This window comes from Enterobacter sp. 120016 (genome assembly GCF_018383635.1).
In the GTDB taxonomy this organism is placed as follows: domain Bacteria; phylum Pseudomonadota; class Gammaproteobacteria; order Enterobacterales; family Enterobacteriaceae; genus Enterobacter; species Enterobacter asburiae_D.
On sequence record NZ_JAHAWC010000011.1, the window covers coordinates 17,843 to 40,320 of the forward strand.

Below are 22,478 nucleotides of genomic sequence, written 5' to 3' on the forward strand. Positions count from 1 at the left end.
ACGTATGACACTGATTATGATTCTTCTGGCCGTCTGTGGCGGCGCAACGCTGAGCATACAGGCAGCAATTAACGGGCAGCTCGGCAGCAGCGTGGGCGTTTTCAAGAGCGCGTTTCTGACGTTTTCCGTCGGCGCGCTGGTGACCGCCCTGCTCATTTTCTTCTTTGAGCCTAAGCAGGCGGTCACGCTGCTGGACGTGCCGAAATGGCAGCTCCTCGGGGCGATGTTTGGCGTGCCCTATATCGTGATAATGGTGCTCGCCGTACAGCGGATCGGCACCGCCGTCGCCACGGTGGCGGTGATATTCGGCCAGCTCGCCATGAGTATGCTGATTGATAACTTTGGCTGGCTGGGCAATCCCGCCATTCCGTTTTCACCGAGCCGTCTGCGCGCGGTGGTGTGCCTGGGGATTGCCCTGTACTTCATCTACTCCAGCAGCAAAACCGGCAGCGTCCGCGACTAAGCTGAGGTCTTACGGGTAAAGAACAGCGTCACCGTGGCGACGGTGACGCCAAATTTCTTCATCTCGGTTTTGTTAAACAGATGGGTCTCATCCTGCAGGTACATCCAGTCGTCGAAGTTCAGCAGCCAGGTGCTGCCGTTGGCCGTCACGTTCATGCTGTAATGCCAGTTAAAGGCGTTGCCTGCGGCCTGTCCCGTGGCAACTCCTTCAATATCCCCTGCAGTTCCCTCGTAGCGATCGTTCCCCACGCGGCGAATATGCCAGACCCGCTGCTGCTTCTCGCCATCGTCGTAGACAAAGTGCTCATTGAGCGTCAGCGTATCGCCGATAACGTCCCCGGCAATCTCAACGTGGAAACGGCGGATCTGCTTGCCGCTGCGATCCTGCACCATTCCCCACGCTTCGGTTTTGCCCTGAAAGTAGTGGAAGATATCAAGCCGCGGCTGCTGCTGGCGATACTCGGCCACCTCCGTGCTACAGCCCGCCAGCAGCATCGTGAATGCCAGCGCCATCATCAGGATACGTTTCATTTTTGGCCTCCGATTAACTGCTGACGCAGCTCAGGATATTGCGTGCGGGGATCGAGCCAGATGGCCAGAAAACGGGTGCTGAACGCTTCCGACTGGCGTGGTCCGAGTGGAATAAAGGTTTTCCGGGCAGCCGACTCGCGGTACCAGAACTGCCCCTGCTTATCGTTGAGAACAAACGCCAGCTGTGAGCCCGGTCGGACATCAGGCCACAGGGACTGGAGCATCCGCAGCCAGGCTTCGCTTTGCGGTTCCTGCGCCAGGATGCCCTGCGCCTGCCACTGGTCGCGGGTCGCCTCAACCAGTTCATCGCGATCGATGTCGCGCGCATAGGTAATGATCAGCGCCTGATCCTGGTCCCGGCTGTAACGCCCATCAGGGGTGCGCAGCTGGGAGGTATAGACGGTGAAAGGTCCCCAGGTGAGCGTGGCGTCCCCCACCTTACGCCAGGCAAGCCAGTCGGCGGCCTGGGCAGCAGGCACAACCAGCGCCAGCCAAAGCAGCAAAACCGCAGCTCTCATTTTTGTCTCCCCATCAGCAGGTGGAAAAACAGCATCAACACCAGCCAGCCCGGTGCCATCCAGCTCACGACGATAAAGGTCGGCTCCAGAAACGTGATGCCCCCTAGCCGCTCGCCAAACAGGTAGGCCACCGGCCCCCCCGCGGCGGCCAGCAGGGTCAGCAGCCAGCCGGGTAGCGTGGTGGTGCGCGTCAGCTGCGTCCAGACCGTGGCGAACATCAGCCACAGTGCCACCATCCATAACGGCATCAGGGACTCGCCGGTGAAGGCAATCAGCCCGGTCAGGGCCCAGAGGGCATCCAGCAGGCTGCCCGCCGCCGCCAGCCCAATGGCGTAAAAACGGTATGCAGGCGGCAAGAGCAGGCACGCCAGGATCGCCAGCGCGAGCCAGATAATCAGGCCCTGTTCGCGAAAGAGCACCACCAGCGCCCAGTAAAGGTCGAACGCGACGGCCAACAGGAAGACCTGAAAATACCGTCTCATACGCGCTCGGCGGTCAGCTGCACCACGCTGATGGTGCGAGCGTTAAACCCGGCTTCGCAGTAGCCGAAGTAGTACAGCCACATGCGGCGGAACCGTTCATCGAAGCCGAGCTTTTCAATCTCCTGCCAGGCGTGGACAAAGCGCTGCCGCCAGTGGGCCAGCGTGCGGGCGTAGTCGGGGCCCATGTCGAAGAGGTTACGCACCACGAAATCGGTGTGGCGCGTCATCAGCTCGTTCATCGCGGTAATGCTCGGCAAGAAACCGCCGGGAAAAATGTAGCGCTGGATAAAATCGACGCTTTTGCTGTAGTCGCGATAGCGCTGGTCCTGAATGGTAATGGCCTGAATTGCCATCCGTCCTCCGGGGCGCAGCCGCGCCTGGCAGGTGCGGAAGAACGTCGGCAGATAGCGTTGCCCGACGGCCTCAATCATCTCTATTGAGACCAGCTTGTCGTACTGTCCGGTAAGGTCGCGATAGTCGCAGAGCAGTACCTCAACGCGATCCTGCAACCCGGCGCGGGCGATCCGCTCGGTCGCCCAGATATATTGCTCCTGCGACAGCGTAGTGGTCGTTACCCGACAGCCATAATGACGGGCGGCGTATTCCGCCATCGCGCCCCAGCCGGTGCCAATTTCCAGCAGGTGGTCACCCGGGCTTAGCGCTAGCTGGTTACAGAGGCGCGCCATTTTGGCCTGCTGGGCCGCCGTCAGATCCTGCTCGTCAGCGGTAAACAGCGCGCTGGAATAGAGCAGCTCCTTATCCAGAAAATGGGCATAAAAGGTATTGCCCAGATCGTAATGGGCGGCAATATTTTCGCGCGCCTGCAGGCGGGAGTTACGCCGCGTCCAGTGGCGTATCCGCTCCAGCGGCCTGCCGAGCAGGCGGAACCCGTTTTCCAGACGACCGAGCACCTCGCCGTTGAGCGCCAGCAGCTCCAGAAGCGGCGTGAGGTGCGCGGTTTCCCATTCGCCGTCCATCCAGGCTTCTGCCGCAGCAAGGCTCCCGCCCGTTAAGACACGCCAGTAGACGCCGGGCGTGAGGATCTGCACGTCGGCATGCAGCGCGGAGGACGTCTCGCCAAAATGAAAGGTCTGTGCCCCTTCACGCAGCGTGAGCGAGCCGCCGCGGATGCCGCTTAACAGACGAAACAGCAGCCATCGCGCGAGGCGGACGTTGCGCGGGATATCGGGTTCTAACGCAAAGACGGGATCGGTCATGAGCGTTCACTCCTGCTGACGGGGTGGTTATACAGCGGCACGCGCTTGAGCCACAGGCGCAGCGCCTGCCAGTAAATGGCAAAAACGGTTTTCAGGGTCATGAGCGGGATGCGCAGCAACAGCGAGCGCAGCGCGGGGCGCGTCAACGGCTCCCGGCGCAGCGCGAGCGTGGCGTCAAAGACCTTCGCTTCCTGATGATTTTCAATGTGCATATGCAGCGAGTTATCCGGGTCGTTAAAGCGCCAGTGGTAGATCATGTCCATCGGGTTGAAGGGGGAAACGTGAAACGCTTTTTCCGTGGGCTGCGCATCCTGTCCGTTGACGGCATAGTAATGGCGTTCATTCCACGGCGTGTTGCGAACCTCCGCCAGCACCCAGCGCAGCGTTCCCTTCCCGTCGTAGCAGTAGTAAAAGTTGACCGGATTGAAATGAAAGCCGAAATAGCGCAGCTGCGTCAGAAGCATGACCCGCCCGTCCGGGCGTTCTCCGGTCAGGCTCTCCAGCCTGCTCAGCACGTTCTCTTTGAGCGGCGTACCGAGCGGGTAGTCGGCGTCGTGGAACGAGGCGCCGGCAAAGCGATTGCGCCGCACGCCGACGGACGACAGCTGTGTCAGTTCATCGAGATCCAGCCAGGCCATAAAGACGCTGTAGCTAAATTCATGGGTTTTCGGCTGGAGGCGACGGTGGCGTAAGACGCCGTGGTAGAGGCAGCTGTTCATCTCAGTTCCCCCTCTCCGGCCGCTATCGCATTGACCACGTCCAGCGCGCTGCGCACGCCATCTTCATGAAAACCGTTGTACCAGTAGGCCCCGCAGTACCAGCTCCGGTTATGACCGTTGATCTCGCCGCGCCGCGCCTGCGCCCGCCAGCTTTGCGGGTTAAACAGCGGGTGTTCATAGACAAAGCGTTGCAGAACGAAGCGTTCATCTACCGGCGCGTCCGGATTCAGGGTGACGCAGAACAGCGGACTGCCCGCAGGCAGCCCCTGCAGGATGTTCATGTTGTAGGTGACGCAGGCGCTGGCCTGTTCCTGCGCGCTCAGGCGGTAGTTCCAGCTGGCCCACGCGCGCTGCCGCACCGGCAGCCAGCGCGGATCGCTGTGTAAAACGACCTCGTTGCGCTGCCAGCCGATATCGCCCAGCACCTCGCGCTCCGCGGGGGTTGGGTCATCAAGCATCGCCAGCGCGCTGGCGGAGTGGCAGGCAAAAATCACCCGATCGAAGGTCTGGCTGCCGTTTTCGAGCTGAAGCGTAACCCCGTGCGCGTGGCGGCTTACCCGCTGCACCGGCGCGTTCAGGTGCAGCTTCAGGCGGTCACCCAATTTTTCCATCATCGCGCGGATATACTCCCGCGAGCCGCCCGGCACCACGTACCACTGCGGGCGCTGGGTGATATCCAGCAGGCCGTGGTGGTGGAAGAAGCGCAAAAAGAGCGGCAGCGGGAAACGCTTCATCTCCTGCAGCGACGATGACCAGATGGCGGCCCCCATCGGCAGAACGTAGTGCCGCGCGAAAAACGTCGTGAAGCCGTGCTGTTCCAGAAACGTCTGCAGCGTGGCGTTCGGGTCCACCTCCCCGTCCAGCGCCTGTTTCGCCAGACGATTGAAGCGCACGATCTCCCCGAGCAGCCGCCAGAATGCCGGATTCACCAGGTTTCGGCGCTGGGCAAACAGCGACGTCAGGGTGTGTCCGTTGTACTCCAGCCCCGTTGCCGGGTTGTGCACCGAAAAGCTCATCTGCGTTTTTTGCCCGCTGATGCCCAGCTCGCTGAGCAGGCCCATAAAGCGCGGATAGGTGCGATCGTTGTAGACGATAAACCCGGTATCGATCGCGTATGTGCCCTGTGGCGTCGTCACGTCAACCGTTGCGGTATGGCCGCCGGGCGTGGCGCCCGCTTCAAACAGGGTCACCTGATGGTGTCCGGCCAGGCGCCAGGCGCAGGTCAGCCCGGCAATGCCGCTGCCGATAATCGCAATGTTCATGAACGCACCATCCTGCGCAGCAGCGCGCGCTGAAGAAACGCGGGCAGCCCGGAGAGCAACCGCAAAATAAAGCCGAACCCGTCAGGAAACGCAATATGCATTTTCCCTGCCGCCAGCCCGGTACGGATCGCCCTTACCGCCTCGTCGACGCTCACCCTGCCCGGCATGGCAAAATCGTTTTTGCGCGTCAGCGGCGTATCGACAAAGCCCGGGGAGACCACCGTCACGGCAATCCCTTTTGGCTCCCAGTCAAGACGCAGACTTTCGGCAAACCAGCTCAGGGCCGCTTTAGACGCGCCGTAGGCCTCTGCGCGAGGAAAAGGCAGCCAGTGGGCCATCGAGCTCACCAGCACCACGCGGTTGCCAGCAGCCAGCTGCGGCTGCAGCGCGTCAAGGCAGTTCACCGGGCCAAGGAAATTTGTCGCCATAACCCGCTCCACCAGCGCCGCATCCACCACGCCCTGCTCGAGGTATTCGCAGGTACCGGCGCAGAGAATAATCAGATCGGCGTAGCTGCCGGTCAGCGCCTGGCGACAGGCGTCCCTGTCTGTCATATCGAACAGGCGAACGGTGAGATTGGGGCAGGTCTGATGCAGCGCTTCAAGACGCGCCGGATCGCGTCCGCAGGCAATCACGTGGTAGCCGTCAGCGGCATAGGATTTCGCCAGCCCGGCACCGATGCCCGAGCTTGCGCCGGTAATCAGCACCGTCTTCATGATTTGACCCTCCGCTTCACGCCGCGCACCGCCCAGCCAAGCAGAGGAAGATGTTCGTAGATCATCTCTCCCGCATCGTAGTAGTCGCGCTGGTGCGTGATGAGATCGTTTTCCGTCTGCACCACTGAACACCCCGGCAGTTCAAGCGGCTCTCCCCCGGCGATGCGCGGGTGCGACCAGTGCATCACCCAGGTGACAACAAACCGGCTTCCGCTGCACAGCGGCGAATCGATGGAAAAACGGCAATGCTCGACGTTGGCCAGCAGATGGGTGAAATAGCGCTGAAGCGCGAAAATCCCGTCATGCTCGCCAAACGGATCGATAAGCGTGGCATTCGAATGGTAAAGCCCCACCAGCGCGGACGGCGGCTGGCTATCCAGTGCGGCGTAGTACTCAACAAACCGACTCACGACAGAGGGCAAAGTGCTCATGGGTCACATCCTGGCTGTAAACAACGTGGCGTAATCGCATAATTAAAACTTACACAATTAACGTTATTTGTCCAAGTTTGTGGTGATTTATTTTTTATTTTAGATATACATCAATAGCTTAAGGATAGACAAAAGAGTGGATTTTGTAGGCCGGGTAAGGCGAAACCGCCACCCGGCTTTCACTTTCAGGATATCCTTAAGGCAAACTCGCCGGTCTTCTTCCAGGCTTATCCTTTTTATTCATAAGGATGCCCTCGTGAAACGTTTCTTTCTCTCCCTTTTCTCCAGCCCGGAATCCTTACTGCAGGTGATGAGTCAGCAGGAAATCATTGAAGCCGTCGAAGATGGCGATCGCATCATTATCGACCAGGACGGGAACGCCTCGGTGAACTACAAAAGCAACGAGGTGCGTCAGGATTTTCTGCGTCACGTCAACACGCTGAAGAGGGCCTGATATGGGAACGGCGATATTTATGGTGCTGATGGTATGCGGGTACTGGTACACCAGCCGCGACCTGTCGACCCGCTTTAAAATCAAGCGCTCATTTGGCTGGGACGTCTATTTCCTTGTGGCGCTGTACGGCTGTATTTTCGTTCTGCAGGGCGTGATTGCCACCGGTCTGCTCTGGCTGCTCCTGCTTACCCTTTCTGCCGCCAACAACGCTTTTCACTTTGCCTCACCGAAATATACCGACTGGCAAATCGACTTTATGAACTGGAGCTTTTTAGGCATTCAGGCGCCGGTGGTCGTGATGCTGGCGTTTGCCATCCTGTTTTGCCTCTACCGCTCTAACTGGGCAGGCAGCGCCAGGCTGGACGGTGAAAGCCGGAAAAAGCTCTACAAACGTCTGGCGCAGTCGAGCGGTATCGAACAACTGCTGTACCAGTGTATGGAGCAAGGCGAACTGGCGCAGGTTACGCTCCGGTCGAGGCGGATTTACGTCGGCATGATCCACACCGCGACGCTGGAATATGAAAAAACGGCCAATATCGTGCTGATCCCGATGTTAAGCGGGTACAGAGACGCGAAGACGATGAACTTTCGCATCGAGAATAATTACAGCAAGTGGTATGCGGAGCATGACATCACGCTCGACTCTGAACCCCGCAGCGCCATGTCATTCCGGAAGGTGATTTTACTCAATCAGATCGAGAGCCTCTCACTGTTCGACCCCGCCAGCGCCAGCGCGCTGTCGCTGGCACAGCATGACGCGCATTCTAAAGAGGCATCCCCATAATCCTGATTATGCTCTGCTGTGAAGCGGTTTCGAAAAGGACGTTCTTAACGCAGAGCATGCCCTGCTTCTGGTAGAACCGGTACGCTCCCGCGTTCTGCTCAAGCACCTCCAGCCAGAGATAGTCTTTCCCCCTGCTCCGGGCCATGTCGGTGATGCTGTTGAACATCACCTGACCATAGTTCTTGCTGGTCTCAGCGGGATCGAGGTAGAGCTTATTGAGGAGAACGCCCTTCTTGTCCGTTTCCGGGATCCTGGCATCCCAGGTCACTTTCATGAATCCCACTGGCCGATCGGTCTCGGCAACATACCAGGAAACAGCGTTGTCTTTCAGGCTCTGTTCAAGTACAGAAAGCGCGTAATCGCCGTGCAGAAAATCCTTCATCTCTGACTCTGACACCCACAAATGCTGAAAATGGGCGGGGTAAATGCGGTATCCAAGTTCGCTTAAGAGCGCAGAATCGGCCCCGGTGGCCTGTCGAATTCGAAGAGACATGGAGGGTATCCTTACTAACCCGCTTTACGTGTGATGCCGCGCGAAACGAGAAAGACAAAAAACAGTTAAATTCTTGCGACATATATTATTGTGGTGAACGACGTTAAGTACAGCCTGCAGGTGATGGATCTCGCCCTGACACACCAAAACGGGTGGGTGAAAACGCTCACCAGTTCGCGCTAGTCTGGCTGTGATGAATGGAAGATCAGGACTCGCGATTAGAAGGTATGGAAATTATTTTGATGCGACATGGAGAACCCCATTACAGGGGCGCGCCAAAGGTCTCGTGCAGGGAAATGGCCGGGTGGATCGACAGCTACAACCACTCTTCGACGGGCAGTGACAGGCCGCCTGAAATGGCTCAAATCCAGGCGTACCGCGCGCTCGCTTTCCTCAGCAGCCCTCTCCCGAGAGCCCTCTCATCGTTAAAAACGCTGGGGTGTGAACCGGGCGTAATTGATGATGTATTTCGGGAAGCGGAACTGCCGGTATTTCGTATCCCAGGGTTACGGTTATCGCCTTTTTACTGGGCGGCGCTGTTTCGTATACTTTGGCTCTGCGGCCTGTCTGGCGAGGCAGAGTGCGTTAACAGCGCAAAAAAGCGTGCCGCTAGGGCGGCCGAGATCCTCGTGACGGCGGCTAAGGGATCCGACGGACCCGTTTTGCTCATGGGGCATGGGATCATCAATCGGTTTATTGCAAAAGAACTGATTGCATCAGGCTGGAAAGAACAGACTCGTCCGGGTAAGGGGTATTGGGGAGCGGGTGTTTACAGCGTTGTGTAGCGGCACATGCGGAGCCGAGGGTTTTTAATCCTCGGCGCTCGGGTCATCGGGTCTGGCTAAGAATAATGCGATCGAACAGACGGTCACCCAACCAGACGCGCATGCCGATGAGCATCCTGGCATACTTGCCGGCTGCATAGCGCGTACGCGGGTGAGGACTTTTAACGGCGCGGGCAACCACGTCCGCAATCACCTTCGGGTCACTGCCTTTGCCATTCCCATAAGCATTTTTGACCGAGTTCGCCACGTTCCCCACCAGATGACCATAAGGGCCACTTGCTGAACGTTTGACAAAATTGCCGCTGACCACAGCACCAAAGCCTGTCTCGATTAAACCCGGTTCAACAATCACAACCTTAATGCCAAATTCAGCCACTTCAAGACGCAGACAGTCAGACCATCCTTCGAGCGCATGTTTCGTTGCGTGATACCATGCTCCCAGAGGGGTGTAAATCTTCCCTCCTATCGAAGTGATGTTGATAATGTAGCCACTGCGTCTGGCGCGCATGGTCGGGAGCAGCAGCTGCGTAAGGCGGGCCGCACCAAACACGTTAACCTCAAACTGATAGCGAGCTTCATCAATACCGATCTCTTCTACCGGCCCATAGAGCCCAAAACCCGCATTGTTGACCAGTACGTCAACCCCACCCGTCTGCGACACGATGGTATCCACCGCAGCCAAAATGTCTTCATCACGTGAGATATCCATCCGCAGAGGGCGCGCGCCAAGCTGGGCGAGATCGTTCATTTTCTCAACGCTGCGGGCAGCAGCGTAAACCTGATAGCCATCCTGAATAAGACGACGGGCGATGACTTTGCCCATACCTGACGATGCACCGGTGACCAGCGCGGTTTTCTTGTCCTGAGTAAACATAAATACCTCGGTGAGTAGACTGTCGTTAGTTTGCCCTCCCTCGGCCCCGCGTTAACTAGCGCATCGCGCCATATGACTCGCAAACTGCGCCATTATAGCGATAGATATGCCCGGATTTACTCAAGGCGCATGGCTGTTCTGGCCGCTTCAGGAGTCTGGCCCGTCCAGGTCATAAATGCGCGATAGAATGAGTTAGGATCTTCGAAACCCAGTAAAAATGCGATCTCATACCCGGAAAGACGTGTATTGCAAAGATAATGACGGGCCAGGTGTTCACGACACGCGTTGACAAGGTTGCGAAAATTATCCCCTTCCTGCTCAAGCCTGCGCTGCAGCGTGCGTTTGCTCATTCCCAGGCGCTCCGCCGCTTTTTCAATTGTCGCTTCGTTACCGGGAATAAGTTCCAGGAGTACCGCACGAACGCGCTCGGCGGTTGAAGCCTGTTCATTTAACTGACCGAGACGACGCTGCAGTTCCGGTTCAAATACCTGCCACATCCCCTCATTTACCGTTAAAAAGGGCCGAAGCGCTTCGGCTGCGGAAAAGCTGATGGCAGGCTGTTCTCCGTATTGCACGTCAGTACCAAAGAAACGCGAAAAGTGGCTGTTTTGAACCGCTGACGGGAGCGCAGAAACGCAGATCCGTAAGGGATTAACCGGTTCGCGGGTCCCCAGCCGCAGAAGTTTGAGCAGGAAGCCCAGCTCTGCCACCTGCAGAAACGGCGGGAGATCTGTCGCAAAAAGCCAGCGCGGTGAAACGGTAAGGTTGCCGTTTTGGTCGACCGTTGTCTCCAGAACCATGGGGGCAATAAGCTGTTTATATCTGGCCAGACGCTGGACAGCCTGCATCATATTGCTACTGCACAGTGCGGCAAAAAGTGGCGGATCAAACACATCCGCAGAGATCAACTCAATGAGCGGGACAGGAAAGGCAGGATCGTTCGTTTCGGCCTCCAGCGCGTTCCAGAAGCGGATGTATTCATTCGTATCGAGTCCGCGCGCTTTTTGCAAAAAGAGATCGTCAGGTAATCCTGCCCTGCGGAGAATGCGTTCTGGCTCAAGCCCCGCGTCTTTCAGCAGCGTTTTCCAGCTTATATCGAGGGCGAAAGTACGGTTATAGGCCATTTGCTCATTCCCGGTGTGAAGGTTATTCAACGCTTAGCGCTATTGCTCATCCACGGGTGAACTGGCGCTATGCAGTATTGTTGGCTGGCAGGTCACCGGGAAATTCAGTGAGTTAGCAATAAAGCAAAGCTCATGAGCGCGGTGATGGAGTTCCACCGCGAGATCGATATCATCCCCAGGACGAAGCGTGATGTAGGGTTTGAGCACGATAGAGGTGAAGCATCCTTTTTCTCCTTCGCGCATCGTTCCTTCCGCCCGGTCAATATAGGTATAAACGCTTATCCCCGCTTCCGCGCAAAGATGCAAATACCATAATTTGTGACAGGCAGAAGCTGACGCGACAAGAAGATCTTCAGGATTCCAGCAAGATGCATCGCCAAGAAACGCAGGATCTGATGAGCCTGAAATCGGAGATTTATCACCCGCCGTGATGTCATAAAGCCGATCGTAGGCTTTATAGGATTCCGTCCCCCGGCCTTTGTTCCCTTTCCACTCAACCTTAACCTGATAATGATGCTCACGATGGCTCATCTTGATGCTCCCAATAATGATATCCGATGGATTTTGCTGACAATGTTTGTTCGCACATCCCCTGTCTCGACGTAAGCTATCAGATGGTATACCATTATTCCATCTTTTCTGGAGAAACAGTATGCAACTGAACGCCCTTTCGACGCCGGACGTGCTCGCCAGTGAATTAAGAAAGATGATCAACAGCGGACGTATGCGTGATGGAGAGAGGCTTGTTGAAAGGGATCTCGCCAGTCATTTTTCTGTCAGCCGAATTCCCATGAGAGAAGCGATCAGACAGCTTGAACGCGATGGGCTGGTGGAAATTTTCAGGAATCGCGGCGCTGTTGTGAGAACGCTATCCGTCGAGGATCTGGATGAGATTTACTCTCTACGCGCCTTGCTGGAAGGTGAAGCCGTCTTTCAGAGCGCGAAAACCGTTAGCTCTGATACGCTGATGAGGGCCGAACTGGCGCATGCGCTGCTCGCCAGAACGACTGAATTTGAAATGCAGGGCACTCTAAACCGGGAGTTCCACGATCTTCTCTACAGCGGGTGCAAAAACCAACGCCTGCTGAGGCTGATTAATGATACCCGCAATCAGATAGAGCGGTATGAATACCTTCAGCGAAAGCTCCTTTTCGAAACCCCGGTTTTTCAGGATGACCATGAAGGTATCATTACAGCCTGCAAGGAACGGGATGCAGAGAAAGCGCGAGCTGAAGTCATGCGACATATTCATAGTGCCGGAGAAATGCTGAAAACGTTTATCAGCCGTCGCGTTGAGGGTTAAGGGGAAATCTCATTAGCCCCCCATTAACCCGGCTAATGCCCTCTTCAACGAATTGATGACCTCATCCGTATCCATACCCATTTGCGCATGAATAATTGCGCCGTCAATGAGCAGCATGATCTCATTGACGACGCGCTCGTCAGCGATCTTCGTCAGCGATGCAATCATTTTCTTTGTTTCGCATTTATGACTGCGGCAAATCTCTTTTATTTCGCTTTCAATATCTTCCGATTTTGCCTCTGCGCTGGCGTTAATAAACGCGCAGCCGTGAAACTCGGGCGAAATAAACCATTCATAAAGCGCTGAAGATATCGCATCAGCAGGTATTTCACCTTCGACGAGATGTCGACGCAGCGTGGTCTCAAACCAGCTCATCCATATTTCATGCCGATAATGCAAATAGGCAAGAATAAGCAAGCTTTTACTCGGAAAATGGCGATAGAAAGTCACCTTGGTCACTTTAGACGCTTTAATCAGCGTATCCACCCCCGTCGCCCTGAAGCCCGTGGAATAAAACAGATCGTGCGCCGTGAGTAATATCTTATCTCTGACGCTAATTTTTGTATCGTTGCCTGCGGGTTCTTTTTTCACTTTTGGGTAGCCTCAAAACGGATGTTGACAGCGTTATTTTAGAGGCATAGATTACCTCACGTAGACAGACCTGTCTATATCATATAACGCAGAGGTAATAGCAATGAACACTCGTCCTCCTTTACCGCCCTTCACGCGTGAAAGCGCCATCGAAAAAGTCAGGCTGGCAGAAGATGGCTGGAACAGCCGCGACCCGGCGAAAGTCGCGCTTGCCTATACGCTGGATACCCAGTGGCGCAACCGCGCAGAGTTCGCCACTAACCGCGAAGAAGCCCGGGAGTTTCTGGAGCGGAAATGGAAAAAAGAGCTGGACTATCGTCTGATTAAAGAGCTCTGGGCATTTACGGATAACCGGATCGCGGTGCGCTATGCCTATGAATGGCATGATGATTCCGGCAACTGGTTCCGCTCGTATGGCAATGAAAACTGGGAGTTTGAGCCGGACGGACTGATGAAGCGACGCTTTGCCTGCGTAAACGATATGCCGATAAAAGAATCCGAGCGTCTGTTCCACTGGCCGTTGGGCAGACGCCCGGACGATCACCCCTCGCTGAGCGATCTTGGCTTATAGGATTTTCGCATCACTCCGGGCCGACCCGGAGTAATGAATTTACAGGGCGCCCAGCTGTTTCATCAGCGTCAGGTTGTCCTCAATATGCCAGTTAGCCACAATCTTACCGTCAGCGATCTCATAAATATCCGTGGCGATAAAATCTATTTTCTGCCCCTTTCCTTTCAGCTTGCCAAATGTCCCGGTGAAGGTACCGTGAAAATGTAAATGCGAAACCACGCGATTGCCTGAAATAATCATTTGCTCAACGTCACAGCGCAAATCAGGCACGGCGGTACGAAACGCCCGGGAGGCTAAAATAGCGCCTTCGGGACCCTGCTTACGACCTTCCGGAGGCGTTTTATCAACAAAACTTGCCGCCAGGGCATCACGGGCCAGCGTTTCATTACCGGTGTTCCAGAACGAGGCATATTCACGGGAAACAGCTTCATTCGTCTTTAATTGCGTCTTTGGCAGGCTGTTGTCAATAATAAGCCGCTCCGGTTTCAGCCATTCCCCCTGCGTCGAAAACGCGGTTCCCGACAGACCTGCAAGAATAACCATCGCTACAGCGGAATTGAAATACGTAGAAAATTTCATGATATCTCTCAAAAGTATATTACGTTACCCGCAGACAATTTCCTGCGGTTCAAAAGTGAGGTACGTTGCAGGTTTTCACCCCTTATCGTTTGGTGAAATCACTTTACAGGCGGCATCGGGTTTTGATAATTACGCTAAAAGCAGATGCACTTTTCGGAAAATATGAATAATGGGCAAACTCGAAGACATGGCGTTACTGGTTGAAGTGGCCGAGGCCGGCGGTCTTTCTGCCGCCGGACGACGCCTGTCGCTTTCCCCCGCCACCATGACGGCCAGGCTGAAGGCGATTGAGGAGCGTTACCAGACGCGTCTGTTTCACCGTTCAACGCGGTCCATCACGCTGACCCGCGCCGGAGAAGAGTTTTACCATGCCGCGCTGCGCGTGCTGGAGGAAGTGCATCACGCCGAGTCGTTACTAACGCAAAAAGAAGGCGTGCTCAGCGGCAACATTCGCCTTTCTGCACCCTCGGACTTTGGTCGGCAGTATCTTAGCCCCGCCGTTGTGGAATTCTCCCGATGCCATCCTGTGGTTAAATTTTTCATCTCATTAAGAGAACACGTTGAGGACCTGGTCGCTAACCGGCTGGATATGAGCGTGCGTTTCGGCAACCTGCCGGACAGCAGCCTTGTCGTCAGAAACATCCGTCCGAACCATCGGGTGCTGGTCGCCTCCGGGGAGTACCTTAACGAACGCGGTATCCCCTCCACGTTTGCAGATTTAACCCGGCACCGGTGCCTGGCGCTTGAGTCTCAGGGCGTGGTGATGAACGAATGGCGCTTTGAAACCAACGGCGAGGAAAGCATTGTTCGCGTAGAGCCTGCCATGGTGTGCGACGACGGGGCATTGCTTCGCCAGTGGGCTCTCAGCGGGGCTGGCATCGCGGGGAAATCGTGGTGGGACATCAAAGACGATGTTGAAACCGGAAGGCTCACGGTGCTGTTTGCCGACAGCTTCACCGGCTTTAGCCGATACGATCGCAAAGATGTCGGGCTGCAGTTTGTTTACCCACAGCGCAAACTGCAGCCGCTTCAGGTCACGGCGTTTAGCCAGTTTTTTCTCGACTGGCTAAAAAAGCATTAAATGAGATCGCGTCAGGCACCTGCGGTTAATTTGTCGCCAAAATAAGAGATAGCGCGCATTTCGGAGACAACCTCAGGACTACCCTAGGAGCGGTTTTCAGGAGGTACAAAATATGAAAAAGCTTCTGATATGTTGTTTGTTTGGCAATACCGCAAACTCTCTCGCCAAAAAGATGCAGTCTCTGGCAGAACGCGAAGGCTATCCGCTGATGATTAGCGCCGTTGGGCTGGATAACTTCGCCAGTGTCGCTCCCGCTTTCGATGGTTTCCTCGTCGCGCCGCACATTCAGTATAAACTCGATGAGATAAAAGAAACGGTGGGTAATACGCGATCAATTGCCATTATTGAGAGCCTGCCCTATGCGTCCCTGGACGCGAAGAAAGTGTTGAATTTCGTGAAGGAGCAGATGCCAGAGCTGGCTGCCTGATAGACAAGGCCGCATCGGTTTTGCGGCCTCCTCTCAGCCGCCGATCAAAACGTGTCGACACAAGGCTGGCCGACCTTATTAAGGGCGTTTTTCAGTCTGGCTCTGAGTTCAGTTAACGCCGCCTCTTTCTCTTCAAGCTGCTGCAGCTTGCGGCGCAGAGACGCTTGTTTTTGCTCAGCGGTAAAGTTGTCGTCAACCCAGACAGCTAAAACCTCTGAAATCTCGGCTAAGGTAAAGCCCAGCATTTTGGCATGCTTGATCATGTTTAAACGCTGTAAATCGACGGCGGAATAAACTTTGTAGTTATTGCTGCGATTGGGCTGCGGGATATTTTCTAATAGCCCCTTCCGCTCATAGTAACGCACCGTCTCTTTCGACAGCCCCGTTTTCGCACACAGTTCACCAATTTGCATCGCGTCGCCCTCACCTCGTAAAAATCACGCTTGACCGTGTACCTAAGTACACGGTTTATCCTGTGCAGCATACATTAGGGAAACGGGATTAAAGATATGAATTCTTTTGATTATACAGGAAAAACGGCGCTGATTACCGGAGCGTCTTCGGGCATCGGTCGTGATTTCGCCAGGCAGCTCGCCGCACGCGGCACGGCTTTGATCCTGGTCGCCCGCTCCGAGCCAAAGCTGCAGGCGCTTGCCGCAGAGTTGGTCAGAAAGCATGGCGTATCCATCACGATAATTGTGCAGGATTTAGTGAAACCGCAAGCCATTCCCCACATTGTGGAACGGCTTGAAACCTTAAGACGTTTCCCCGACATTCTGATCAATTGCGCCGGGTTTGCCACCTATGGGCCATTCGAAAAGCTGTCGATCGACAGGCAGCGTGATGAGATAAACGTGAACTGCCTGGCCCCCGTGGAGCTGACTCACGCCCTGCTGCCGGGAATGCTGCTGCAGGGCTCCGGGGTAATTATTAACGTTGCCTCAACGGCCGCGATGCAACCCGATCCCTATATGGCGATTTATGGCGCTACCAAAGCCTTCCTGCTCTCGTTTTCGAATGCGCTGTGGGGAGAGTATCGCTCAAAGGGTATCCGCGTCCTGGCGCTTTGCCCCGGCGCAACGGATACGGCCTTTTTTGATGTGGTGAATGCTGAGGAAGCCTCGGTAGGCAAAAGGATGCCCGCTGACAAAGTGGTCACCCTGGCGCTGAAGGCCGTGGAGAGTAACCGCAGCTACCTGATTACCGGATGCGGTAACTGGCTTCTGGGGCAGCTACACCGGTTCGTGACGCGCAGGCGTCTGGTGCTCATCGTTGAAAAAATATTGCGTCCACGCTCGGCTTAAGCAAAAACGGCTCTGTTCAGCGCAAGGGAGTTGCGCTGAAACCCTCGCTTATCGCAGACAGATAGATGCCATAGTGCACGAAAAACAGTGATACACTTACCCCACCTGGTTGATCGTCCCGTCTGAAGGGCTCATGATGAATGACGGTAACCAAAGTACTAAATGGTCACTCGTTGTTAATCGTAGCCTGTCACGCTAAGCTTAAATAATGACTAAAAATATGAACCCCCCATCAGCACGTGGTCCACTTGACCACGCGGTCAGAGAGCAAATCGTCGAAGCCGCTTTTGAGCACTTCGGTCACTACGGCTATGAAAAAACCACCGTCGCCGAACTGGCTAAATCCATCGGTTTTTCAAAGTCCTACATTTATAAATTTTTCGATTCCAAACAGGCTATCGGCGAGGTGATCTGCGCTAACCGCCTGGAGCTGATCATGGCGGCGGTGCTTTCCGCCATCAAGGATGCCCCGTCAGCAAGCGAAAGATTACGCCGCCTATTCAAGGCGCTCACCGAAGCGGGGAGCGAGCTGTTTTTCCACGACCGTAAGCTTTACGACATTGCCGCAGTCGCCGCACGCGAGCAGTGGCCGTCGACAGAACGGTATGCAGAAAGCCTGATGAAGCTGATTGAGAGCATCATCATCGAAGGCAGGCAGGCCGGAGAGTTTGAGAGAAAAACGCCGCTGGATGAGGTTACACAGGCTATCCACATGGTGATGTGTCCTTTTATCAATCCCGTTCAGCTGCAGTACAACCTCGAAATGGCCCCTACCGCGGCGGTGCTTCTCTCTTCACTGATTTTAAGAAGCCTGGCCCCCTAATTTGTGACCATTGACTTTTTTGGTCACTAGTCAGAGAATGCGGATACCGTTCTGTTACGTCAAAAAGGTTTCCCATGCTCAGGCTCACTTCAGCCCGCGTTGCCGTTTGTCTCCTGCCGTTTGCCCTGGTGGCGTGCGGCGATATTTCCGCAAGTGACGATCCGCGCACAAAGCCACCGCTCGTCAGATCCGCATCCGTCGAGCTTGCGAACAATACCGCCCGCGCCTTCACCGGCGTTGTGGTCGCAAGAACGCAAAGCGATTTGGGTTTCAGAGTTCAGGGAAAAATCCTTGAGCGGCTGGTTGATACGGGTCAGACCGTCAAACAGGGCCAACCCTTGCTGCGACTGGATCCGGTTGACCTGAAATTACAGGCCCAGGCGCAGCAGCGCGCGGTGGATGCAGCCCAGGCGCGCGCGCGAAAAGCCTCCAGCGATGAGGCGCGCTATCGCGGTCTTGTGGCGTCCGGTGCCGTATCTGCTTCGGAGTATGACCAGATCAAAGCGGCGGCCGATACGGCCAGGGCCGATCTCAGCGCCGCCCGGGCGCAGGCCAGCGTGGCGCAAAACGCCACGGGCTATGCCGTACTGCTGGCAGATTCAGACGGCGTGGTCATGGAGACGCTCGCCGAGCCGGGTCAGGTCGTCAGTGCCGGACAGGTGACGATCAGGCTCGCCAGAGCGGGACAGCGTGAAGCGCTCGTGCAGCTTCCGGAAACCCTGCGCCCTGCCGTCGGCAGCGAAGCGCAGGCCACACTTTATGGCAATGAAGAACACCCGGTCACCGCAACGCTGCGACTGCTGTCTGACTCGGCCGATGCCGCGACCCGCACGTATGAAGCCCGCTACGTGCTGGATGGCCTGCTGGCGAACGCGCCGCTGGGGGCGACCGTCACGCTGAACATTCAGAACAATAAAGCGGAAGGTCAGGTCATGCAGGTCCCGCTGGCTTCACTCTATGATGCAGGAAAAGGTCCCGGCGTCTGGCGCATTTCCGCCCAGCCGGCAAAGGTCGAATGGACGCCCGTCAAGGTGCTGAGCGTGGGTGAAGATGCGGTGCAGGTCACGGGCGGGGTGAAGCCCGGTGAGAAGATTGTTGCGTTAGGCGCACATCTTCTGCACGAAGGTGAAGTCGTCAGGCTTGCTAAACAACGCAATGCCGCCCTGGCGGAGAACACACCATGAGCGGAAGCCGCTTCAACCTGTCAGCGCTGGCCGTCCGCGAACGTTCCATCACGCTGTTTCTGATCGTTCTGGTCACGATTGCCGGAATTTACGCCTTCTTTGGGCTCGGGCGCGCGGAAGATCCGCCCTTCACGGTAAAGCAAATGACGGTGATAACCGTCTGGCCGGGCGCCACCGCGCAGGAGATCCAGGATCAGGTCGCCGAACCGCTGGAAAAGCGCCTGCAGGAACTCAAATGGTATGACCGTACCGAAACCTATACCCGTCCCGGCATGGCGTTTATTACGTTGTCATTGCAGGACAAGACCCCGCCTGCCGAAGTGCAGGAGGAGTTCTATCAGGCGCGTAAGAAGCTTGGAGATGAATCGCAGCGTCTTCCGGCGGGCGTCATCGGCCCGATGATCAATGACGAATTCTCGGATGTCACCTTCGCCCTCTTTGCCCTGAAAGCGAAAGGCGAGCCGCAGCGGCAGCTGGTACGTGATGCCGAAGGCCTGCGCCAGCAGCTTCTGCACGTTCCCGGCGTGAAGAAAGTGAATATTATCGGCGAACAGGCCGAGCGGATTTATATCTCCTTCTCTCATGACCGTCTGGCGACGATAGGGCTCTCACCCCAGGATATTTTCAATGCCCTCAACAGCCAGAACGCGCTAGCCGCGGCGGGTTCCATTGAGACCCGAGGCGCGCAAATTTTTATCCGCCTGGACGGCGCGTTCGATGAACTGCAGAAAATCCGCGATACGCCATTTGTTGCTCAGGGCAAAACGCTCAAGCTGTCCGATGTGGCGACGGTTGAACGGGGCTACGAAGATCCCCCGACGATGCTGATACGTAATCAGCATGAACCCGCCCTTCTGCTGGGCATCGTGATGCGCGAAGGCTGGAACGGTCTGGCTCTGGGTAAAGCGCTGGATGCGGCAACGGCAAAAATAAATGATAGCCTGCCGCTTGGCATGTCCCTGACCAAGGTCACCGACCAGTCCGTGAATATTCGCTCTTCGGTCGATGAGTTCATGATTAAATTCTTCGTCGCCCTGCTTGTGGTCATGGTGGTGTGTTTTGTCAGCATGGGCTGGCGCGTGGGGGTGGTGGTTGCGGCGGCGGTCCCGCTGACGCTGGCGGTCGTCTTCGTGGTGATGGAGGCCGCGGGAATAAACTTCGACCGCGTCACGCTGGGCTCCCTGATCCTCGCCCTCGGCCTGCTGGTTGATGATGCCATTATCGCCATCGAAATGATGGTGGTGAAAATGGAGGAAGGCTACGACAGAATCAAAGCCTCGGCCTTCGCCTGGAGCCATACCGCCGCGCCCATGCTGGCCGGAACCCTGGTGACGGCCATTGGCTTTATGCCGAATGGTTTTGCCCAGTCGACCGCCGGGGAATACACCAGCAATATGTTCTGGATTGTCGGCCTCGCCCTGATTGCATCGTGGTTTGTCGCGGTGGTGTTCACGCCCTATCTTGGGGTGAAGATCCTGCCGGCGATCCCCAAAGTCGAAGGGGGTCATGCCGCCATCTATAACACGCCTCGCTATAACCGTTTTCGCCAGCTTCTTGGCCGCGTTATCGCCAGAAAATGGCGGGTGGCCGGGTCGGTGGTCGCCATTTTCATCGTGGCCGTGCTCGGCATGGGTCTGGTAAAAAAACAATTTTTCCCGACCTCCGACCGCCCGGAAGTACTGGTTGAGGTGCAGATGCCCTACGGTACCTCGATTGAGCAAACCAGCGCCGCAGCGGCAAAAATAGAAGCGTGGCTGGGCCAGCAGCCTGAAGCCAAAATTGTCACAGCTTATATTGGTCAGGGTTCGCCCCGCTTTTATCTGGCGATGGCGCCTGAACTGCCCGACCCGTCTTTTGCGAAAATCGTGATCCTGACGGACAGCGAGACGTCACGCGAGGCGCTTAAGCTCCGGCTGAGAGAAGCTGTCGCCAACGGCCTTGCGCCCGAGGCGCGCGTGCGGGTGACGCAGCTGGTGTTTGGCCCTTACTCGCCCTTCCCGGTTGCCTGGCGCGTGACGGGTCCGGATGTCGAACAGGTGCACGACATCGCTGATAAGGTGAAAGCCGTGCTTCAGGCAAGCCCGTTGATGAGAACCGTCAACACCGACTGGGGGTCACGCGTTCCCGTATTGCATTTCACCCTCGATCAAAACCGCCTGCAGGCGACCGGATTAACCTCCAGTGCCGTCGCCGAGCAGCTTCAGTTCCTGCTGTCTGGCGTGCCCGTCACCTCCGTGCGGGAAGATATTCGCTCGGTAGAGGTGATTGGCCGCGCGGCAGGAGATATCCGTCTTGATCCGGCAAAAATAGAGGGCTTTACCCTTGTCGGCAATGCGGGACAGCGCGTACCGCTGTCTCAAATCGGCAAGATTGAGATCGGTATGGAAGATCCGATCCTGCGCCGTCGCGATCGCACGCCGACGATAACCGTCCGGGGCGATATCGCTAACAATCTTCAGCCACCGGATGTGTCGGTCGCCATCATGAAGCAGCTCCAGCCGATTGTTGATGCGCTGCCGGCCGGGTACCGAATCGACATGGCGGGTTCGATTGAGGAATCGGGTAAAGCCACGCAGGCAATGCTTCCGCTTTTCCCGATCATGATTGCTCTGACGCTGCTGATCATCATTTTGCAGGTGCGCTCAATCTCGGCGATGGTGATGGTGTTCCTAACCGCGCCGCTGGGGCTGATTGGCGTGGTGCCCGTGCTGCTGATTTTCAATCAGCCGTTTGGCATCAACGCGCTGGTCGGTTTGATCGCCCTTTCCGGCATTCTTATGCGCAATACGCTGATCCTGATCGGTCAAATCGATCATAACCAGAAGGAGGGTCTCGAGCCGTTCCAGGCAGTGGTTGAAGCGACGGTCCAGCGCGCACGCCCGGTCCTTCTGACCGCCATGGCCGCCGTGCTGGCGTTCATTCCCCTGACGCATTCGGTGTTCTGGGGCACGCTGGCCTACACGCTGATAGGCGGAACGCTGGGCGGGACGATCATCACGCTCGTCTTCCTGCCCGCGATGTATGCGATCTGGTTCCGGATCCGCCCAGCGGAACAACGCGTGCTGCACCCCGCAGAAAACGTGTAAACTACCATGAGTAGATAACACATCTGAGGAAAGCATGGTTGTTAAGCGCTTAAGAAAAGAGGACCGCCGCGTGCAGCTGCTGGAGGTTGCACGCGGAATCGTTCGTCAGCAAGGCACGGAGGCATTGACGCTTGGCTACCTGGCCGAGCGGGCCAACGTGACCAAGCCTATCCCCTACGACCACTTTGGCGATCGAGAAGGATTGCTGATGGCGCTGTACCAGGACTATAGCGATCGGCAGCTGGCGAAATTCCGCGAGACGCTGGCGTTCGACAGCAAAACGCTGGAAAAGACGATCCGCTTTTTCAGCGCCGCCTATATCGACTGCGCCATTACCGCCGGGCCTGAAACCGGGCCAATCGCCGCGGCGCTGTCCGGTTCCCACGCGTTGCAGACGTTTCGTGAGGCATGCGTAGCCGAATGTGCAGACTGCCTGCGTACCGCGCTTTCCCCTTTTGTTACGCTGAAAGGCGTTCAGGGGGAAGCGGCACTGACGGCCATCATTGGCGCGGCGGACGCGCTCAGCACCGCCGCAGGCAACGGCGCGCTCGCCCGGAACGTGGCGGAAGATACGCTCAGCGGCGCCATGACCGGCGTGCTGGAGACCTACGTGAATAGCACAAAATGATCGCTTTGGACGGATTGACACCTAAGTTACCAATAGTAATATAGGCGTC

28 protein-coding genes are annotated in these 22,478 nt (G+C 56.4%); 13 read left to right on the top strand and 15 right to left on the bottom strand.

The window, feature by feature from the left end:
- Positions 1 to 4 precede the first annotated feature (4 nt).
- Entirely contained in the window at positions 5 to 463 is a 459-nt protein-coding gene (locus KIF87_RS15690) for a DMT family transporter (RefSeq protein ID WP_213329309.1), read from the top strand.
- Here KIF87_RS15690 and KIF87_RS15695 read toward each other — a convergent pair.
- The 8 genes from KIF87_RS15695 to KIF87_RS15730 are packed head-to-tail and all read right to left on the bottom strand — an operon-like array spanning position 460 to position 6,338.
- Positions 460 to 993 (bottom strand): DUF3833 domain-containing protein, encoded by a 534-nt coding sequence (locus KIF87_RS15695; protein WP_121423644.1) that lies wholly within the window; start codon positions 991 to 993, stop codon positions 460 to 462. The genes KIF87_RS15690 and KIF87_RS15695 overlap by 4 nt on opposite strands.
- Entirely contained in the window at positions 990 to 1,511 is a 522-nt protein-coding gene (locus KIF87_RS15700) for a hypothetical protein (RefSeq protein WP_213329310.1), read from the bottom strand. Before KIF87_RS15700 ends, KIF87_RS15695 begins: the two co-directional genes overlap by 4 nt.
- Positions 1,508 to 1,993 (bottom strand): DUF2878 domain-containing protein, encoded by a 486-nt coding sequence (locus tag KIF87_RS15705; RefSeq protein ID WP_213329311.1) that lies wholly within the window; start codon positions 1,991 to 1,993, stop codon positions 1,508 to 1,510. Before KIF87_RS15705 ends, KIF87_RS15700 begins: the two co-directional genes overlap by 4 nt.
- The gene (locus tag KIF87_RS15710; RefSeq protein WP_213329312.1) at positions 1,990 to 3,210 is read right to left on the bottom strand and encodes an SAM-dependent methyltransferase; all 1,221 of its coding nucleotides are present in this window, start codon (positions 3,208 to 3,210) and stop codon (positions 1,990 to 1,992) included. The genes KIF87_RS15705 and KIF87_RS15710 overlap by 4 nt, the downstream gene beginning before the upstream one ends.
- On the bottom strand, positions 3,207 to 3,929 hold the full coding sequence (locus KIF87_RS15715) for a DUF1365 domain-containing protein (RefSeq protein WP_213329314.1): 723 nt from the start codon (positions 3,927 to 3,929) through the stop codon (positions 3,207 to 3,209). The genes KIF87_RS15710 and KIF87_RS15715 overlap by 4 nt, the downstream gene beginning before the upstream one ends.
- Positions 3,926 to 5,191, bottom strand: a complete 1,266-nt coding sequence (locus tag KIF87_RS15720; RefSeq protein ID WP_213329317.1) for an NAD(P)/FAD-dependent oxidoreductase — start codon at positions 5,189 to 5,191, stop codon at positions 3,926 to 3,928. The genes KIF87_RS15715 and KIF87_RS15720 overlap by 4 nt, the downstream gene beginning before the upstream one ends.
- Positions 5,188 to 5,907, bottom strand: a complete 720-nt coding sequence (locus KIF87_RS15725) for an SDR family NAD(P)-dependent oxidoreductase (RefSeq protein WP_213329320.1) — start codon at positions 5,905 to 5,907, stop codon at positions 5,188 to 5,190. Before KIF87_RS15725 ends, KIF87_RS15720 begins: the two co-directional genes overlap by 4 nt.
- Positions 5,904 to 6,338 carry a nuclear transport factor 2 family protein gene (locus tag KIF87_RS15730; protein WP_063145714.1) on the bottom strand — a complete coding sequence of 145 codons (435 nt, stop codon included), beginning with the start codon at positions 6,336 to 6,338 and terminating at the stop codon, positions 5,904 to 5,906. Before KIF87_RS15730 ends, KIF87_RS15725 begins: the two co-directional genes overlap by 4 nt.
- Before the next feature lie 256 nt (positions 6,339 to 6,594).
- Here KIF87_RS15730 and KIF87_RS15735 point away from each other — a divergent pair, with 256 nt between their 5' ends.
- Positions 6,595 to 6,792 (top strand): hypothetical protein, encoded by a 198-nt coding sequence (locus KIF87_RS15735; protein ID WP_024908361.1) that lies wholly within the window; start codon positions 6,595 to 6,597, stop codon positions 6,790 to 6,792.
- Between the two features lies 1 nt (position 6,793).
- Complete coding sequence (locus tag KIF87_RS15740) at positions 6,794 to 7,576, top strand: hypothetical protein (protein WP_213329322.1); 783 nt, start codon at positions 6,794 to 6,796, stop codon at positions 7,574 to 7,576.
- Here KIF87_RS15740 and KIF87_RS15745 read toward each other — a convergent pair.
- Positions 7,557 to 8,069: a GNAT family N-acetyltransferase gene (locus KIF87_RS15745; protein WP_213329323.1), complete on the bottom strand. Its 513-nt coding sequence runs from the start codon at positions 8,067 to 8,069 to the stop codon at positions 7,557 to 7,559. The two genes, KIF87_RS15740 and KIF87_RS15745, sit on opposite strands and share 20 nt — an antisense overlap.
- Before the next feature lie 197 nt (positions 8,070 to 8,266).
- Here KIF87_RS15745 and KIF87_RS15750 point away from each other — a divergent pair, with 197 nt between their 5' ends.
- Positions 8,267 to 8,854, top strand: coding sequence for a histidine phosphatase family protein (locus KIF87_RS15750; protein WP_249665931.1), 588 nt, complete (start codon positions 8,267 to 8,269; stop codon positions 8,852 to 8,854).
- Positions 8,855 to 8,897: 43 nt separating this feature from the next.
- On the opposite strand, the gene KIF87_RS15755 is transcribed toward KIF87_RS15750, so the two are convergent.
- The 3 genes from KIF87_RS15755 to KIF87_RS15765 form a co-directional block, all read right to left on the bottom strand.
- Positions 8,898 to 9,728 (bottom strand): oxidoreductase, encoded by an 831-nt coding sequence (locus KIF87_RS15755; RefSeq protein ID WP_213329326.1) that lies wholly within the window; start codon positions 9,726 to 9,728, stop codon positions 8,898 to 8,900.
- A gap of 116 nt (positions 9,729 to 9,844) precedes the next feature.
- The gene (locus KIF87_RS15760) at positions 9,845 to 10,852 is read right to left on the bottom strand and encodes an AraC family transcriptional regulator (protein WP_213329329.1); all 1,008 of its coding nucleotides are present in this window, start codon (positions 10,850 to 10,852) and stop codon (positions 9,845 to 9,847) included.
- A gap of 39 nt (positions 10,853 to 10,891) precedes the next feature.
- The gene (locus KIF87_RS15765; RefSeq protein ID WP_213329331.1) at positions 10,892 to 11,383 is read right to left on the bottom strand and encodes an OsmC family protein; all 492 of its coding nucleotides are present in this window, start codon (positions 11,381 to 11,383) and stop codon (positions 10,892 to 10,894) included.
- 121 nt (positions 11,384 to 11,504) lie between these two features.
- Here KIF87_RS15765 and KIF87_RS15770 point away from each other — a divergent pair, with 121 nt between their 5' ends.
- Positions 11,505 to 12,155, top strand: a complete 651-nt coding sequence (locus tag KIF87_RS15770; RefSeq protein ID WP_213329333.1) for a GntR family transcriptional regulator — start codon at positions 11,505 to 11,507, stop codon at positions 12,153 to 12,155.
- A 12-nt stretch (positions 12,156 to 12,167) separates the two neighbouring features.
- Here the strand turns inward: KIF87_RS15770 and KIF87_RS15775 are convergent, their stop codons facing one another.
- Positions 12,168 to 12,746: a TetR/AcrR family transcriptional regulator gene (locus KIF87_RS15775; protein WP_213329334.1), complete on the bottom strand. Its 579-nt coding sequence runs from the start codon at positions 12,744 to 12,746 to the stop codon at positions 12,168 to 12,170.
- A gap of 103 nt (positions 12,747 to 12,849) precedes the next feature.
- On the opposite strand from KIF87_RS15775, the gene KIF87_RS15780 reads away from it, so the two are divergent.
- On the top strand, positions 12,850 to 13,317 hold the full coding sequence (locus tag KIF87_RS15780; RefSeq protein ID WP_213329336.1) for a nuclear transport factor 2 family protein: 468 nt from the start codon (positions 12,850 to 12,852) through the stop codon (positions 13,315 to 13,317).
- 39 nt (positions 13,318 to 13,356) lie between these two features.
- Here the strand turns inward: KIF87_RS15780 and KIF87_RS15785 are convergent, their stop codons facing one another.
- Entirely contained in the window at positions 13,357 to 13,896 is a 540-nt protein-coding gene (locus KIF87_RS15785) for an ester cyclase (RefSeq protein WP_213329339.1), read from the bottom strand.
- Positions 13,897 to 14,065: 169 nt separating this feature from the next.
- On the opposite strand from KIF87_RS15785, the gene KIF87_RS15790 reads away from it, so the two are divergent.
- Complete coding sequence (locus KIF87_RS15790; RefSeq protein WP_213329342.1) at positions 14,066 to 14,977, top strand: LysR family transcriptional regulator; 912 nt, start codon at positions 14,066 to 14,068, stop codon at positions 14,975 to 14,977.
- A gap of 112 nt (positions 14,978 to 15,089) precedes the next feature.
- Positions 15,090 to 15,404 carry a PTS sugar transporter subunit IIB gene (locus tag KIF87_RS15795; RefSeq protein ID WP_213329343.1) on the top strand — a complete coding sequence of 105 codons (315 nt, stop codon included), beginning with the start codon at positions 15,090 to 15,092 and terminating at the stop codon, positions 15,402 to 15,404.
- A gap of 44 nt (positions 15,405 to 15,448) precedes the next feature.
- On the opposite strand, the gene KIF87_RS15800 is transcribed toward KIF87_RS15795, so the two are convergent.
- Entirely contained in the window at positions 15,449 to 15,817 is a 369-nt protein-coding gene (locus KIF87_RS15800) for a MerR family transcriptional regulator (RefSeq protein WP_213329345.1), read from the bottom strand.
- 96 nt (positions 15,818 to 15,913) lie between these two features.
- Between KIF87_RS15800 and KIF87_RS15805 the strand changes: the two genes are divergently transcribed.
- The 5 genes from KIF87_RS15805 (at position 15,914) to KIF87_RS15825 (ending at position 22,429) form a co-directional block, all read left to right on the top strand.
- Positions 15,914 to 16,708, top strand: a complete 795-nt coding sequence (locus tag KIF87_RS15805; protein WP_213329348.1) for an SDR family NAD(P)-dependent oxidoreductase — start codon at positions 15,914 to 15,916, stop codon at positions 16,706 to 16,708.
- A gap of 208 nt (positions 16,709 to 16,916) precedes the next feature.
- Positions 16,917 to 17,531: a TetR/AcrR family transcriptional regulator gene (locus tag KIF87_RS15810; protein WP_213329350.1), complete on the top strand. Its 615-nt coding sequence runs from the start codon at positions 16,917 to 16,919 to the stop codon at positions 17,529 to 17,531.
- Positions 17,532 to 17,605: 74 nt separating this feature from the next.
- The gene (locus KIF87_RS15815; RefSeq protein ID WP_213329352.1) at positions 17,606 to 18,715 is read left to right on the top strand and encodes an efflux RND transporter periplasmic adaptor subunit; all 1,110 of its coding nucleotides are present in this window, start codon (positions 17,606 to 17,608) and stop codon (positions 18,713 to 18,715) included.
- On the top strand, positions 18,712 to 21,801 hold the full coding sequence (locus KIF87_RS15820; protein ID WP_213329355.1) for an efflux RND transporter permease subunit: 3,090 nt from the start codon (positions 18,712 to 18,714) through the stop codon (positions 21,799 to 21,801). Before KIF87_RS15815 ends, KIF87_RS15820 begins: the two co-directional genes overlap by 4 nt.
- A 34-nt stretch (positions 21,802 to 21,835) precedes the next feature.
- A complete protein-coding gene (locus KIF87_RS15825; RefSeq protein ID WP_213329357.1) occupies positions 21,836 to 22,429 on the top strand; it encodes a TetR/AcrR family transcriptional regulator in 594 nt (197 codons plus the stop codon).
- Positions 22,430 to 22,478 lie beyond the last annotated feature (49 nt).